Origin of the sequence: Hyphomonas sp. NPDC076881 (assembly GCF_050269995.1) — a bacterium.
Lineage (GTDB): Bacteria > Pseudomonadota > Alphaproteobacteria > Caulobacterales > Hyphomonadaceae > Hyphomonas.
Map to the genome: position 1 here is coordinate 104937 of NZ_JBNNJJ010000001.1, position 15245 is coordinate 120181.

Annotated in this window: 16 protein-coding genes; 11 read left to right on the forward strand and 5 right to left on the reverse strand. The window is 59.9% G+C overall.

Going from position 1 to position 15245, the window contains the following annotated elements; all coding sequences use genetic code 11:
- Positions 1-84: 84 nt before the first annotated feature.
- From ACQKI2_RS00490 to spt, 4 genes are read left to right on the forward strand one after another with little or no spacing between them, the layout of a single operon-like run.
- Entirely contained in the window at positions 85-1824 is a 1740-nt protein-coding gene (locus ACQKI2_RS00490) for a fatty acyl-AMP ligase (RefSeq protein WP_427377783.1), read from the forward strand.
- A gap of 18 nt (positions 1825-1842) precedes the next feature.
- Positions 1843-2799 (forward strand): NAD-dependent epimerase/dehydratase family protein, encoded by a 957-nt coding sequence (locus ACQKI2_RS00495; protein WP_427377784.1) that lies wholly within the window; start codon positions 1843-1845, stop codon positions 2797-2799.
- Between the two features lie 50 nt (positions 2800-2849).
- Complete coding sequence (locus tag ACQKI2_RS00500) at positions 2850-3059, forward strand: acyl carrier protein (protein WP_427377785.1); 210 nt, start codon at positions 2850-2852, stop codon at positions 3057-3059.
- On the forward strand, positions 3049-4242 hold the full coding sequence (gene spt / locus ACQKI2_RS00505; RefSeq protein WP_427377786.1) for a serine palmitoyltransferase: 1194 nt from the start codon (positions 3049-3051) through the stop codon (positions 4240-4242). Before ACQKI2_RS00500 ends, spt begins: the two co-directional genes overlap by 11 nt.
- Before the next feature lie 30 nt (positions 4243-4272).
- On the opposite strand, the gene ACQKI2_RS00510 is transcribed toward spt, so the two are convergent.
- From ACQKI2_RS00510 to ACQKI2_RS00525, 4 genes are read right to left on the reverse strand one after another with little or no spacing between them, the layout of a single operon-like run.
- Positions 4273-5196, reverse strand: coding sequence for a hypothetical protein (locus ACQKI2_RS00510; protein WP_427377787.1), 924 nt, complete (start codon positions 5194-5196; stop codon positions 4273-4275).
- A gap of 2 nt (positions 5197-5198) precedes the next feature.
- A complete protein-coding gene (locus ACQKI2_RS00515) occupies positions 5199-6161 on the reverse strand; it encodes a diacylglycerol kinase family protein (protein ID WP_427377788.1) in 963 nt (320 codons plus the stop codon).
- Positions 6158-7213 carry an LptF/LptG family permease gene (locus ACQKI2_RS00520; protein WP_427377789.1) on the reverse strand — a complete coding sequence of 352 codons (1056 nt, stop codon included), beginning with the start codon at positions 7211-7213 and terminating at the stop codon, positions 6158-6160. Before ACQKI2_RS00520 ends, ACQKI2_RS00515 begins: the two co-directional genes overlap by 4 nt.
- Positions 7210-8388, reverse strand: a complete 1179-nt coding sequence (locus tag ACQKI2_RS00525; protein ID WP_427377790.1) for an LptF/LptG family permease — start codon at positions 8386-8388, stop codon at positions 7210-7212. The genes ACQKI2_RS00520 and ACQKI2_RS00525 overlap by 4 nt, the downstream gene beginning before the upstream one ends.
- 130 nt (positions 8389-8518) lie before the next feature.
- Between ACQKI2_RS00525 and ACQKI2_RS00530 the strand changes: the two genes are divergently transcribed.
- From ACQKI2_RS00530 to ACQKI2_RS00540, 3 genes are all read left to right on the forward strand, one after another.
- Positions 8519-9004 carry a DUF2141 domain-containing protein gene (locus tag ACQKI2_RS00530; protein WP_427377791.1) on the forward strand — a complete coding sequence of 162 codons (486 nt, stop codon included), beginning with the start codon at positions 8519-8521 and terminating at the stop codon, positions 9002-9004.
- Between the two features lie 197 nt (positions 9005-9201).
- Entirely contained in the window at positions 9202-10185 is a 984-nt protein-coding gene (locus tag ACQKI2_RS00535) for a hypothetical protein (RefSeq protein WP_427377792.1), read from the forward strand.
- A gap of 35 nt (positions 10186-10220) precedes the next feature.
- Positions 10221-10979, forward strand: a complete 759-nt coding sequence (locus ACQKI2_RS00540; protein WP_427378034.1) for a nucleotidyltransferase family protein — start codon at positions 10221-10223, stop codon at positions 10977-10979.
- A gap of 22 nt (positions 10980-11001) precedes the next feature.
- Here ACQKI2_RS00540 and ACQKI2_RS00545 read toward each other — a convergent pair whose 3' ends face one another.
- A complete protein-coding gene (locus ACQKI2_RS00545) occupies positions 11002-11442 on the reverse strand; it encodes an HIT family protein (RefSeq protein ID WP_427377793.1) in 441 nt (146 codons plus the stop codon).
- A 73-nt stretch (positions 11443-11515) separates the two neighbouring features.
- On the opposite strand from ACQKI2_RS00545, the gene ACQKI2_RS00550 reads away from it, so the two are divergent.
- From ACQKI2_RS00550 to ACQKI2_RS00565, 4 genes are all read left to right on the forward strand, one after another.
- Positions 11516-12652, forward strand: coding sequence for a CDP-alcohol phosphatidyltransferase family protein (locus tag ACQKI2_RS00550; RefSeq protein WP_427377794.1), 1137 nt, complete (start codon positions 11516-11518; stop codon positions 12650-12652).
- Positions 12653-12657: 5 nt separating this feature from the next.
- Positions 12658-13347, forward strand: coding sequence for an HAD family hydrolase (locus ACQKI2_RS00555; protein ID WP_427377795.1), 690 nt, complete (start codon positions 12658-12660; stop codon positions 13345-13347).
- Positions 13344-14063 carry a sugar phosphate nucleotidyltransferase gene (locus tag ACQKI2_RS00560; RefSeq protein WP_427377796.1) on the forward strand — a complete coding sequence of 240 codons (720 nt, stop codon included), beginning with the start codon at positions 13344-13346 and terminating at the stop codon, positions 14061-14063. The genes ACQKI2_RS00555 and ACQKI2_RS00560 overlap by 4 nt, the downstream gene beginning before the upstream one ends.
- A 211-nt stretch (positions 14064-14274) precedes the next feature.
- Positions 14275-15195 (forward strand): glycosyl transferase, encoded by a 921-nt coding sequence (locus ACQKI2_RS00565; protein ID WP_427377797.1) that lies wholly within the window; start codon positions 14275-14277, stop codon positions 15193-15195.
- Positions 15196-15245 lie beyond the last annotated feature (50 nt).

The following is a 15245-nucleotide window of genomic DNA, read 5'->3' on the forward strand; positions in this document are numbered from 1 at the left end:
TCGGAAGCGTGAATTCATACGAGCGGCCTGTACCCATTTCCGGGAACAGCAGTCTGCAAAGTAGACGTTCAGGGGTCTTTCAACTTGGAACCAACTGCGACAGAGGCGGGGGTACCCGCGCGTCTCGGCACCTTTCAGTCGACTTGCGACGCATTAGATTACGCGGCCACAGGCCAGAGCGGCATCAACTTCTACAATTCTGAAGGCCTGCTGACCCGGAGCCTCTCCTATCGCGAGCTACGCGACAGGGCCTTGGATATGGCTGGCCGGATGGCCGCGCGGTTTTCGCGAGGCGCGCGAATTGGCGTGTTGGCAGAAACCTCTCCCGACTTCGTCACCGCTTTCATGGCCTGCCAGTATGCAGGCATGGTGCCCGCGCCGTTGAGCTTGCCGGCCGCCTTTGGCGGACGCCAGACCTATGAATGGCAGATCAGCAACATGGTTCGCAGCGCAGGGCTTTCGGCGCTGCTTGCGCCCCCTGCCCTGCACGAGATTTTGCTGTCGGCCACTGCCCAGCAATCCATTGATCTGTTCGACCTTAGCGGTGACAATCTGCCTCCGGAAACGGCGCAGCCAATTCCTCACGGCCCGGATGAACTGTCCTATATCCAGTTCTCGTCCGGCAGCACCAGCGAGCCAAAAGGTATTGTCGCCACCCAGGCCAGCCTCTCGGCGAACTGCCGGGCGATTATCCAGGAAGGCTTGCAGGTACGCGCAGGTGACCGGGCTGTTTCCTGGCTGCCGCTCTATCATGACATGGGGCTCGTCGGCTTCCTGATTGCGCCGCTCTACTCCCAACTCTCGATCGACTTTCTCTCGCCGACAGATTTCGCGCGCCGGCCGGGAACCTGGCTCAAGCTGATCAGCACCAACAAGGGCACCCTCTCCTACAGTCCGAGCTTTGGATATGAACTCTGTGTGCGGCGCCATCGCGGCGAGGCGCTCGATCTTTCCAGTTGGCGCGCAGCCGGCATCGGCGGGGATATGGTACGGGCCGATGCCCTCGACCAGTTCAGCGAAACATTTGCGGGCTCTGGTTTTCGCCGCACGTCCTTTGTCGCCAGCTATGGCCTCGCCGAGTCCACACTCGCAGTGAGCTTTGCGCCGCTGGAGACCGGCCTCAATACGGACCAGGTTGATGTGACACGGATGCAGGCTTCCGGGCGCGCCGTACCGGCATCGGACCTGACCCGGGACGGAGCCGAAAGGTCATTCGTGAGCTGTGGCCGGCCCCTGCCCTCGACGGAACTCAAGATCGTGGATGAAGACGGCGCGGAGCTTGGCTTCAGACAGATCGGCAGAATCCTCATCCGCAGCGCCTCTCTGGCAGCGGGGTATTTCCGCGCAGACCGTGATTTTCAACCGCTCACGGACGAATCCGGGTGGCTGGACACTGGCGATCTTGGCTATTGGCTAGGCGATGAAATCGTCGTGACGGGCCGTTCGAAAGACATGATCCTCTCCAACGGCCGCAACATCTGGCCACAGGACATCGAATGGGTTTCCCAGAAAGTTGGCGGGCGGCTCGTTGCGCGGTCTGCCGCATTCGAGATTCGGGAAGCGGTAGATGCGTCACGGATTATCCTGCTTGTCGAGTGCCGGTCGCAGGAGGCCGATATACGCGAAGCGCTTGCGAGCGACATTGCGGCAGCTGCGCGTTCGGTTGCCGGCGCACCGGTGAGCGTTGAACTCGTCAGCATAAAGACACTTCCCGTAACCAGTTCCGGAAAACTCAGCCGTGCGGCATCCCGCAATGCGTACCTGTCCGGCCGGATCAATCAGGACAAGGCGGAGGCCTCCACCCGGGCCGCTGCCTTGCCCTGATAGCGCGCTGTCTGCGCCATGACGGATCGGCCGCTCATTGCACTGACCGGCGCGACAGGATTTGTCGGCAAGATACTGCTGGCGGACCTGTCGCGGCGTGGCCATCGGGTCCGGGCGCTGGCGCGCGCCGCGCCGGGGAGAACCTTGCCAGCATACGCAGGTGTGGAATGGGTTGCCGGCGATCTCGCATCCGAAGAGGCTCTTTCCTCACTTGTGCGGGGCGCGAGGGTGGTCATCCATCTGGCCGGCGCCACGAAAGCGAGGGATGCGGCGACATTTCACGAGGTGAATGCGGCCCGCACCGGGGATCTCGTGCGGCGTGCGCAGGCTGCAGGCGTGGAGCATTTCATACATGTCTCCTCCCTCACCGCGCAGCGGCCCGATGTTTCGCCTTATGCTCGTTCCAAGGCGGACGGCGAAAAACTGGCCGCCGCCAATGCCGGAAGCATGGCGCTCACTATCTTTCGGGCGCCGGCTGTTCTTGGGCCTGATGATGACGCAACGCGGGCGCTGTTTTCGGCTTTGGCCAGAGGCCTTCTGCCTTGCCCCGGTGGCGCGGCCGAGAATTTCCGCTTTTCAGTGATTGATGTGGCGGATGCCTCACGATGCCTTGCCGATTGCGCTACGGATGCTGCGAGCGGCATACGATCCATGGCGCCCGCCGGCCATCTCAATCTCGGCTGGGATGATGTTGCGCAAAGCGCGCAGCGCGTTCTGCTCCGCCCAGTGCGGCGCGTCGTGATGCCGCCGCTACTGATGAAAACGGCTGGTCATGCGGCAGACCTTGCTGTGAAGCTGAACGGGCAACCGCAGGTATTTTCCAGCGGAAAGGTGCAGGAACTGCTCTCTGGTGACTGGCTGGCAGAGACCCAGATCCCAGGGGCGATCCCGCTGGACGTAACGCTGCAGCGGTGTATTGCCCCCTTTCAGCGGTCTGCTAGGGAAATGAACAGGTTTGGGAAGAAACGAGCGTGAAGATGCCCTCAGGAACAGATCATAAAGCGATCTTTGAAAACGTTGCCCGAGTGCTTTCAACACGCAGCCACACTCAGGCAGCCATCCGTCCGGATACGCGGATAGGCGCCGACCTGGAGGTCGATTCTGTCGAGATATTCGACATCGTGATGGAACTTGAAGACCTCTACAATATTTCCCTGCCGGTCGAGGCAGCATCCGATATCGACACCGTTCAGGACCTTGTTGCAAAGATAGGACAGCTCGCAAATGTTCGATAGTGACGCCAAGAAGTCCGACATTTTCGAGAAGTTCGAGAAGGTCGGGCAACGCGCCGAAGCGGTGTTGTCGCTGGGCAAGCTGCCTTTCGGCATGACGTTCGACGAAATCCTGTCGCCTACCCGCGCGCGCGTGGATGGCCAGGAAATCATCCTCGCCGGCACCAACAATTATCTCGGGCTGACATTCTCCGAGGCCGTTAAATCTGCGGCCATCAATGCCATTGCCCGCCAGGGCACGGCAACAACCGGCAGCCGGCTGGCGAATGGAACATTCCGCGAGCATATCGATCTGGAAGAAGATCTGAAGACATTCTTCGGGGCGAGGTCTGCAGTCGTCTTCACCACCGGCTACCAGGCAAACCTCGCCGCGATCAGCACATTGGCCGGGCGCGGTGACCATCTGCTGATTGATGCCGACAGCCATGCCTGCATTTATGATGGATGCCGGCTGAGCGACGCTGAAACCATCCGTTTCCGGCACAACAGCCCTGAAGACCTCGCCAAACGGCTGGCCCGCCTGCCTGATGAAGGCGCGCGCCTTGTTGTGGTGGAAGGGCTTTATTCCATGCTGGGCGATGTGGCGCCGCTGGATGAATTCGTAGCCGTGGCCCACGAGCATGGCGCCTATCTCTATGTGGATGAAGCTCATTCGGTGGGCTGTTATGGCGACCGTGGACGCGGACTTGCCGATGCGCTTGGCGTGCTCGACAAGATCGACTTTATCTCCGGCACATTCTCGAAGAGCTTTGCCTCGATTGGCGGCTTCTGCGTATCGCGCCATTCCGGCCTTGATCTGATGCGGCTGGTAAGCCGTCCTTATCTTTTCACTGCCTCGGGATCGCCCTCAAACGTGGCGGCGGCGCGCGCCGCCATGGGGGAGATGATGCACGGACCCGACCTCAGCCGTGAACTGATGGCGCGGGCGCACCAGCTTCACGCCGGGTTGGCGGCGGCCGGGTTCGCGCCGGCGTCTCCTCCAGGACCGATCATCGCCCTGCCCCGTCCGGACGAACTGACGGCTGTGCGGGAATGGAACCAGCTTCTGGCGGCAGGCATCTATGTGAACCTCGCCGTTCCCCCCGCGACACCTCATGCAAAGTCGCTGTTGAGGCTCAGCGTATCTGCAGCACATTCTGCAGAAGAGATCGACGCGATTATCTCGGCCTTCCGGGATCTGACTTAAAGATCGGCAAGATCGGCGCAAACGGCGCCGTCAGCGAAAGGCGCCTGCGCGATAGAGGCGCCAGGCCAGAGACGGCGCATGGATCAGAGGTCGGCGGCGTTCTTCCTCCGTTACCTGAAGGCGCACGCCGGAATGGCTTTCGACCTTTTCGAGAATGTAGTCGAGGCCGGCATCGAAGGTGGCCGCCGCCTTCATGACGCGCAGCGCGCCCATGGGCTTTCCAACAACTCTGCGCAGTATCCATTTCGCCTGGCAGAGGAACGCGCGGGCGCTGCTGGGCTTGGGCGGTGTTTCCAGTTCTGCCGCGAACAGTATTTCCGACAGCCTCCGATAACGGGCCTCGAAACGGGCAACGATTTCGCTGGCGCGCGCATCGGGCCGTTCCGGCCTTAATTCCGTTCTGTAGCTCTCACTGAGGCCTCTGACCCACGGCATGAGGGGTGTAACCGGGCCTGACAGAAGCGGGCGGATTTCTCCGGCAAAATGCGCGCAGGCGAGGGCCAGCGTGTCCAGAAGCTGCACGCGCACTTCAGAATCGTGCGACAATATGGCAGAAGGCTGCGCGAAACGTGCCCAGAGCATGCTCTCAAAGGCGCCGCCCCGCGCACGCCGATGAAACGCTTTTTCCGAAACGATCGAATATTTGCTTCGCAGGCGCTTACCGTTTGCGCCCGTGATCTGCATGTAATGCACCCCGGGTGGGAGTAACCACGACCCGAAACGCTTCAAACCTGATCCGTAGACAGATTTGTACTGATCCACAATAACATAGAAATCATACATCTTGTCAGCCACTTCGCCCTGACGCATGGCGGATCCGTAGAAGACCAGCCCCCGCACAGCGCCCTTGTGGCGTTCGCATATCGCTTGCGCGACTTCGCGAGCCGCGTCGCCCAACTCAATCTGATCCTCAAGGATAAGGGTGCGTAAGGCCGGTAAACGGGCGTCGGTCATCGTTATCTCAGAAACCGGATGGGGCGGGTGGACGTGATCCGGATGGGATCATATGCCGGGATTTGCAATAGCTCCCCATCCAGCACAATCGGGCCAGAACAGTGAAGCGTGAGACTGTCTGTCCGGTAGCTTGTGAGCCCATGGCGGGTCATTTCCGGACCTGTAGCATTCGCGAGAATTTTCAGGAATGCAGCCCGGAATCCGGTGATGGGCCACTGAGCGTAGGTAACTGCGATTGGCCCACTCGCCTCCCCCCAGAAGGGCTTCAAGCCGAGGCTCAGATAAGGAAGGGTCGTCATGAGGCTGAGCGCATGAACGCCCTGCAGGCGGAAGGCCGCGCTTGCTGCCTTGAAATCACAGGGGCGCAGCAATGGCGCTCCATCCGTATCCAGATAGGATCCTGGGGAGACGACGAAGCGAGCGGCCGCATTGGCGACAGCGAGCGATCCCCTGTGGCCGTCCCCATGTATCTGCTTCTGGGTGTAGAGCATCGCGCGGGCGAGCGATCCGGTGGAGAGCAGCATACCGACCAGAGGCGCCGCCAGATTGGCGCTTTCGATCCGGAGTGCTGGCAAGCTGGTTCGCGTGGAGAGGCCATCCGCGCGACAGGATCTTATGAGTGCTTCAATATCATCACCCGTGCTGCGGCGGAGACCAGCCACCTTGAAGGCAAGATTGGTGCTACCTCCCGGCAGGACAGCCAGATCCGGAAGTTGCGCGTTTCCCTCAGCAAAGCCCGGCCAGCCTGACAACACAGCCTGAAGCGTACCGTCGCCCCCTTCAACAAAGACAGCAGACGGATTCTCCCCGGCGAGCTGGCGCAGCTGATCAGGCAGATGGGCAAAGTCATTGATGCGGATCAGCACGGCACCTTCCACGCGCGCGGCAACCCGTTCGAGCGTTGAACCTTTGCGCTGGACTGTGTGGCTGAGCGGATTGACGATAAAGCCGATCTGGCGGCTCATTTTCTGACCTCACGGTCTAACGCCAGCCACAGGCTGGCGCAGAAGAGGACGATGATTGGAAGCGCAACGGCTAATACCGGACTGAGGCTGCCATTTTCTGCCAGCGTTTTCAGGATGCCGTCTACCACCATATAAACAAAGCCAGCGGCAACTCCCCCGGCAACGGCCAGATCGGCATTCGACCGCCTGCCATAGACCTGCATGATCGGCACGGCCAGGAACAGAAAGCCGATTACAGTGACTGGCAGCAATATCCGGTTCAGCGCCCAGAGGAGATAAGCGCCGGATGGGCGGCTGCCCGATCCGCGCATTTCACTGAGCGCAAGGAGATTCGAGACGGCCAGATCCCGGGGGGGCGCGAGCAGCAGCTGAAGGCTATCTGGCGTTTGCGGGCTTGGCCAGAAGGACATCTCGCGGGGCGCATCACCATCGAAGCGCCGCTGGCTGGTGTTGGTGAGCTGCCAGCCACCATCAGCGGGACGCGCGGTTTCGGCCATCGTGACGGAAATAACGGCCCCTTCGGCATTCCGTTCGAAAATCGTGATGCCGCTTAATTCATCATTCTGCATGCTGCTCAATTCGATCAGCAGCGGACCATCTGAAAGCCAGAGCTTTTCCGGCGTCTGGGCGTCTTCCTGAAGCGCATCTACGCCGAGCCAGGCCTGCAACGCGCGGCTGGAGGGCGGGCCCGTAGTATCGATTACCAAGGCAGAGACCACGCCCGCCATGAAGACGACGGGCGCCAGCGTCCTCATCTGTCCGAATACGGAAATACCGGAAGCGGAGATCGATACGAGTTCATTGCGCCGGAACAGTGATGCATAGGTGAGAAGCGCTGCCAGCAGAAAGGCAAAGACGACAATCCGGTCGAACAGGGCCGGCAGGCGCAGCCACATATACCGCATCTGCCCCTCAAACCCGGCGCCAGCAGGCAGCTTGTCGGCATTGCTGAGTGCGTCGAGGACGCCCAGCAGCGCCACAAGCGCCAGCGTTACAACGAGCAGCCGCTGCAGGAAAAGCAAGGAGAGATACCGGGTAAGTCGCGTAGTCATGTAGCCTGCTTCCCGGCAAGGGCGCTGGCATAATCGGTTCCCTGGCGGGCAACGATCCTGCGGCGCCCGGCAAGAAGGCTGCCTTCGGAAAGACGCTGGAACAAGGCAAGCGAGACGAGCGCGGCAAGAAAGACGATGGGCCAGAAGCCTGCCCAGGAGGGGATGATCCCCTCGCTGGCCTGGACCAGAGTAAACTCCAGAACCTTCTGAATGCCCAGCAGGATGAGGATACCCAGAATCACACCGCTGGAGCGCGCGATCCGGCCGAGGTTCAAGCCCAGAAGGATGGCGATGAAGGGCATGACCAGCAGCAAGGCTGCGCGGCTGGTTCGGTCATGAAACGCCGAGGCCGCGACGGCAGGCTCAACGCCCTCTCCGCTGGCTGCTGATGATGGGCTAAGCAGTTCGGAGAGGAACAACTCCCGCTCGTCATTACCGCGTTCGCGGTACTGTCCGGCATCCGGGATGACCGGCCAGATAAGCTCTGCAAATTCGATCCTGTCATACTCATCTGGCGGATCGCTGTCGCGATAGGATGCGCCCGCGCCCTCCTGAAGAATAATTTCCCACTCCCCGGAGCGCGGCTCCTGCAAAAGGCCGGTGCGGCCTGTGAGTACGGTGCGTGTTCCGTCCGGTTCGGTCTCCAGAATGAAGGTTTGCCCCAACCGCCGGCTGGATGGCTGGACGGTGTCTGTCCAGATGATCCGGTCTTTGTACTGGACGAACTTCTGTTCCTGAAACACGGACAGCACGGATTGGTGCTGAAGATTGTAGACGATCTCGCGATAGGCATAGCGCGACAGGGGCTGGAGGAAGCCGGAGATCAGGAGGGAGGCTGCTGCCAGAACAAGCGCAACCGCCATGAAGGGCCGGACAATCCGGTAAAGCGATACCCCAGCCGCCATGAGCGCGACGATTTCCCCCGAGCGGCTGAGCCGATCAATTGTCAGGATCATCGAGATCAGGAACGCGCCCGGCAATGCCAGATTCAGGTAATGTGGAATCAGGTTGGCGATCAGAAGAGAGCCCGAAAGCAGAGCGCTCCCCGAGCCGGAAACCAGTTCGGTGATGCGGATAAGCCGTTCCAACAGCAAAAGCGCCATGGCCAGGACGGTGAGGCCTGCAAACATGCCAAGAAAGCTACGGATCAGGTAGCGATCAAGCCTGGCAATCATTACCCATTCCCCCGGCCAATCGCACTCGGCTGACTTTGTTATAGCATCGCGTGTGACAGTCCATTGATCCCCGCACCGGCTTAGCGCTACTAACAATCTGAAGCATATGTGTCACAATAGGACTGTGTTGATGCACCTTGGCAAGGTTCTGATGCTGATGCTGGCGATCTTTTGCCAGACAGCTGCGGCGCAAACCCTCAATGTCCTGAATATTCGCGCCGACGAGGCCGGTGCTGTCTGTGGCAACGGGGGACCGCAGATTGAAGTCCTCGTAACCGGCATTTACGCCGAGGGGATCTTGACCGTCGAGCTGTACAAACCGAGCGAACGGGACTTCCTGAAAAAAGCTTCTCGCCTGAAACGTGTGCGGGTGCCCGCCGAGAACGGGGTTCAGCGGGTCTGTTTCGATCTGCCGTCATCGGGAACCTATGCAGTGGCCGCCTATCATGACGTGAACGGTGACCGGGAACTTGCCCGGCAATGGAACATGCTGCCAGCCGAGCCCTTTGCCCTTTCCAACAATCAGAAGCTCAAATTGCGCATGCCCAAGTTTGACGAAGCCGCCTTCAAGGCGGGTGATGAGACAACAACTGTCCTGCTTGAGCTGCGCAAATGAATATCCATGCGCCAATTCAGAATCTCTCTTTTGGCAATGCACCCGTTACAGTGCGGCGGGTGGAAAGCGCCGCCGACCGGCGCGCGTTTCTGGACATCCCTTTCCGCGCTTATGGCAACCTGCCGGCCTGGCGTGCGCCCCTGAGATTTGAGCGCGCGGCGCAAATCGATCCTCGCCGCAATCCTGCGCTTGCGCAGATGCCACATGAATTGCTGCTGGCCTGGCGGGGCACACAGGCCGTCGGCCGGATTGCCGTATTCATTAATCCCGCTCACCTGGCGCGGCATAATGATCAGACCGGTCATTTCGGATTTCTGGACACGCTGCAGGAAGACGAGGAAACCATCTCTGCGCTGATGGGGGCTGCCGAAGCGTGGTTGCGCCAGAGAGGAATGCTGCGGATTGCAGGGCCATTCAACTTCTCCGTGAACGAAGAATGCGGCCTTCTGGTCGACGGGTTTGATACGCCGCCGGTAATGATGATGTTGCATGGCCGGCCGGATTATGCCCCCTCTCTGGAGCGCGCCGGATATTCCAAGGCCATGGACATGTTCGCCTACATGATCCGGATGGGAGAGACATATGCGCCACCCGGTATTGCCAGCAGACTGATCGAAGGCTTTGAAAGGGATCGGCGGCTGAGGATCCGAAATCTGGACAGCCGCAACTATGAGAGCGAGATCAATCAGATCCTCGACATCTTCGATGATGCGTGGTCGGACAATTGGGGCTTTGTGCCCTTTGGCAAAGCCGAAATCACGCATATGGCCAAGGAGTTGAAGCCCCTCATCAGCCCAGATCACGTCTGGATAGGGCTGATCGACGAGGAACCCGCCTGTTTTGCGCTTGTACTGCCCGACATTTTCGAGGCTGCCGAAGGGCTGAATGGCAGGCTGCTGCCCTTTGGCTGGGTACAGTTCCTTCACCGATTGAAGGTCGCTGGCACGACAACCGCCCGGATACCGCTGGCCGGGATGCGGCGGAAGTTTCACAAGACACGCCGCGGCGTGCAGACCATGGCAGCCACCTGCAGCATGACGCTGGCGGCGCAGCATGCCCGAGGCGTGCGCAACATCGAAGCCTCCTGGATTCTGGAAACAAACACCAATCTGATCAACATCATCTCGCTGTTCGACGCGCCGAAATACAAGACCTATCGAATCTACGGAAAACCCCTTTGAGCCAGCACTCCGGGCGTGACACGGCATATGCGCTTGTGCTGGCTGGCGCGCGGGCGAGCGGGGATGCGCTCGCCACGGCCCACGGCGTTCACAGCAAAGCGCTGATCAATATTGGCGGCGCGCCGATGCTGTCGAGAGTACTTCGCTCCCTGGCGCAAAGCGGCCGTCTGTGTACGGCGCCTTATGTTTCAGGGCTTGAGCCGGAGGTGCTTGAAGAAGCCAGCGGCGGCATACCCGCGCAGCGCGCTCAATCGGTATCCGGCGGCCCGGCCTCCAGCCTTCTGGGCGCGATAGAGGGCGGAATTCAACTGCCCCTGCTTGTCACGACCTGCGATCATGCGCTGCTCACATCAGAAATGGTTGATCACTTCGTTGGAGAGGCCATTCGGAGCGGCGCGGATCTGACCGTAGGGTTGGCATCGAAGAAAACAATACAGGCGATCTATCCCCAAACACGGCGAACCTATATTCCCTTCGGGGGGGATCCCATGTCTGGCTGCAATCTGTTTTTCATCCGTTCACCCGACGCTCTCAAGATTATCCGGTTCTGGCAACAGGCGGAACAGGACCGCAAGAAGCCCTGGAAGATAGCCTGGCGCTTTGGCCCGGTGACGGCGCTCCGGCTACTGATTGGCAGGCCGGATGTCCACAGGGCCTTCAAGATGATTTCTGCGAGGCTGGGCGCGCGCGCCGGCGTTGTTGTGATGCCGTTTGCCGAAGCCGCGATCGATGTCGACTCCCAAGCCGATCTTGATCTGGTTCGGAGCATTATTGCTGACAGGCGGCAGGGCTGAAAATGCAGGCGCAGACCGACCGTCATGCCCGAGAATTGGGCCACACTGCCCGCAACTGGCCGGCGACGCGCTCAGCATCCGGCAGCCCCTCCGACACTGTGAGGACTGGCTGTCCCGGCCAGCCCGGATCAGTATAGGCGGTTCCTTCAAACATCACTGGAGCGGCATAGCGCGGAAGAACATGGAAATGGACATGGGGATCCACCATCATCAACATCAGGTAGTTGATCTTCGGGTTGGCAAACGCTTGCGCGCACACTGCTTCGGCATCTTTGACAACGGTGGCGAGTTCGGCAAAGGCCTCCGCAGGCAGCGCAGAGAATGCCGTGGCATCGCTATGAGAGAGAATGATGAGGGCGCCGAGCGTGACTTGCTTTGGACGTACCTGAACGCTCCAGTGCGTGTAATCGCGGATCAAGGTGCGGCTGCCACCAAATGTTTCAAAGGTTGCATTGCGATGCATGACGCTCTTTCTCCTTCTGCCGGCTCCGGGCTTGGGCCCACTTTCAATTAAACATCTTAGAGTTATTCGCCCTATGACACCAAACGCCGTCTCGGTTCGCCTGCTTGGGGAATTGCCGTCAAAACTCTGGGGGCTGGATCTCCGGGAATGGCAACGCCGCGCCTGGACGAAGGCGGGGGCTGCAGGCGTGGACCAAGCGGAAAGCCGGCTGCTGGCAGGCCTTGAATGGGTGCTGTCGCCATCGCTCCAGCGAAACCTGCTGGCCCGGCCCGGCGCGGCGCTGCTGGTGCCAGCAGCGGATAACAAGGGCGAGCAGCTGGTTGCCCTCCACTTGCCTGAAGGGGCTGACGCCAGCACATTTCTGGCGCTGTTCGAACACTCGATAGCAGACCGCGAGACGCTGAAAGCAGCCGGCCTCACTCCAGGCGACATGCGCGACTTTGCCGATGCCTATAACAAGAGCCTGCGCAAACGGGAGGTGCCTTACGTTCTGTCGATGCGCACCGAGAAAACCATCGACATCGAGCGGGTACTGTTCAAAGGCTCCTACAAGGGGGTAACCGATCTAGTGACCAAATATGCCTGGCCTGTGCCGGCGTTTCACGTCACGCGCCTTTGCGCCTTCCTGCGCATTTCGCCCAATACCGTGACCACGGCGAGCCTGGCTTTCGTCATACTGGCCTTCTGGCTGTTCTGGAATGGTGCGTGGGTGGCCGGGCTGGCGGCCGCCTGGATCATGACATTCCTGGACACGGTGGACGGCAAACTCGCGCGCACGACGATGACCTATTCAAACTGGGGCAACATCTATGATCACGGGATCGACCTGATCCACCCCCCCTTCTGGTATTGGGCCATCTTTATCGGTCTGCAGGGTACGGACGATGGACCTTCGCAAACGCTGCTGGCTGCATCGCTGGCGATGATCCTTGCGGGGTATCTCCTAAACCGGCTTGAGGAAGGGGAATTCATCCGGCGCTTCGGATTTCACATTCATGTCTGGCAACCCATCGACAGTTTCATGCGGGAGATCACCGCGCGCCGGAATCCCAACATGCTGATCTTCATGGCAGCGGTCATTCTCGGCCAGCCTGGATGGGGCTTCATCGCCATTGGTGGCTGGACGCTTATCTGCCTGCTCTTCCACGGGGGACGGCTGCTGCAGGCAATGGCCCAGAAATCGAAACCCACATCCTGGCTGGAGGCCTGAAACTCATGCCAGCGATCGCCATCTTCGATCTCGACAAGACGATCACACGGGCCCCGACCTGGACCCGTTTTCTGATTTTTGTGAACCGGAAACGGCCGGTATTCCTGCTCCATCTTGTTCGCATCCTTGTGCAGGCGGCGGGCTACAAACTTGGGTTGGCGAGCCGGGATTCAGTGAAGGTGGTGAGCCTCAGATCGCTTTCCCATCTCACCCGAGACGAACTGGAAGCCGCAGCGGCAGCTTTCATTGCGCGAGAGGTCCACTCCGGGCTCCGTCCAGGCGCGGTTGAGGCGATCCGCTGGCATGCCGCGCGGGGCGACCGGCTGATCATAGCGACAGCTTCGGTTGATCTTGTCGCCGAGGAACTTGCTCGCGCGCTGGGTTTTCATGAGGTCATCGCGACGCGGCTGGACTGGTCGGCGGAGGGCGAGGCACCTGCTCCACGGCTCTCGGGCGCCAATTGCTATGGCGCAGAAAAGCTCAAGCGCATCGAGGCACACGGGATCGAGCGCGTGTCCTTTGCCTATAGCGATCACGTTTCCGATCTCGATATGTTGCTGAATTCCGATCATGGAATTGCGGTCAACCCGTCTTCCGGATTGCGGAAGGCAGCGCGCGAAATGAGCCTGACAATCGCAGACCTGAACTTGCCTGAAATCGGTTTCCTCTCGGAAAAAGTGAGTACCTCCAAATGAAAGCCATTCTCCTGAGTGCCGGTCGTGGATCGCGCCTTCTGCCTCTCACGGAATCCCGCCCGAAATGTCTTTTGCCGGTGCAGGAAACCACGCTGCTGGGGTATCAGCTGGATACACTTGAGGCGGCCGGCATCCGGGACGTGACAGTGGTGACTGGGTTTCTTCCTGATCTGGTGGAAGCAGAGCTTGCAGGCCGCAGCGGACCCTTGAAGGCGAGCCCGTTCTTCAACCCGTTTTTTCAGGTGGCCGACAATCTTGCGAGCTGCTGGATGGTTCGGGAGCGGATGGGTGATGACTTCCTCCTGATAAACGGAGACACATTGTTCAAGCTGGACCTGATCGAGAAAGTGATTGCCGCCCCGCCGGCGCCAATCCTGGTGACGATCGATCAGAAGGAAAGCTATGATCTGGACGACATGAAGGTAACGCTTTCCGGCACGTCTCTCACAGCCATCGGCAAGACGCTTTTGCCGAGCGAAACTGACGCAGAATCCATTGGGATCCTGCGCTTCAAGGGAAACGGGCCAAAGGTTTTCCGGAGCAAGCTGGAACAGATGATGCGCACACAAGACGGCGTTCAGGCCTGGTTTCTAAAGGCCATCAACGCCATTGCCAGCACTGAAGGCGGCGTCGAAACGGTTCTGATAAAGGGGCATCGTTGGGCTGAGGTGGACACGGTGGCGGATTTCGAGGGCCTGAAGAAAAGCGGATTCTGACCCGGCCATGCCCCGCCCCCCCTCTCCCGGGCAACCTGCTTTTTCGCCTCGCATCCTTGTGCTGGCGATTGGCGAGGCGCACCAGCTGTTACACGTTCTCGGCGCCGCCAGAGAATTGGCTCGCACCGGGGTGAGTACGGATATCCTTGTCCCAACAGATTGGCATGAGCAGCTGATTGCGGCCCATGCGCCAGAACTTTCCCGCAGCGTCTTGCGACCCCCCCTGTTCTATCAGGGGCGCCCCCTCTATCAGTGCCCCCTTCGCCTGCCCAACCTTCTGCTGAGCCTCGCGCGTATTTCCCGATACGATGCCATTCTGACACCTGAGCGCACATCGACGGCGCTGAAGAAAGTGCTCGGAAAGCAGTGCCCGAAGCTCATCCATATTCTTCACGGAGCGGGCGACCGGGAAAAAGGATATGAAGACCGTATACGGCTCTTTGATCTGGTTTTTGTTGCAGGCCAGAAGGATTATGATGCCTTCCTGCACTATGGATTGGCGACCGCGGAGAACTGCCATGTCATCGGCTATTCCAAGTTTGACGTATTGCCGCCGGCCCCACCGCGTTTCTTTGGGAATGACCGGCCAGTCGTGCTCTATAATCCGCATTTTGATACTGACCTCAGTTCATGGATGAAGTTTGGCCCCTCCTTGGTCGAAGCATTTGCGAAGATGCCGGACTTCAATTTCATCGTCGCGCCCCATCTGAGGCTGCGCGGCAAAGGCAGGCGGCTGTTTGATAAACTCTCCCAATGGCCGCAAGCACCAAATCTGAGGTTTGATGGCGGCAGCATTCATTCCCTCAATATGGACTACACGCGCACAGCCGACATTTATGTCGGGGATGTCAGCAGCCAGGTTTACGAGTTTCTGCAAACGCTGAAGCCCTGCGTCTTCCTGAATGCACATGACGCCCACTGGCGGGATAATCCCTTCTATCGCCACTGGGCTTTTGGCGAGGTTGCCAGTTCTGCGGAGGAAGCTCTGCTCCTGATCCGCTCGGCGAAGGATGCGCATCTCGGGTTTCTGGCGCAGCAGGCGGCTGGCTTTGCCGCCGCCATCAATGCCGGGCCTGCCTCTGCGTCTGCGCGGGCGGCTGCGTTGATCCGGGACTTTCTGGACCGGGCCTGACCCACTGTTTGGCGGGGGGCCTGCGAGCCCCATAGCCATAGTTCAGACGG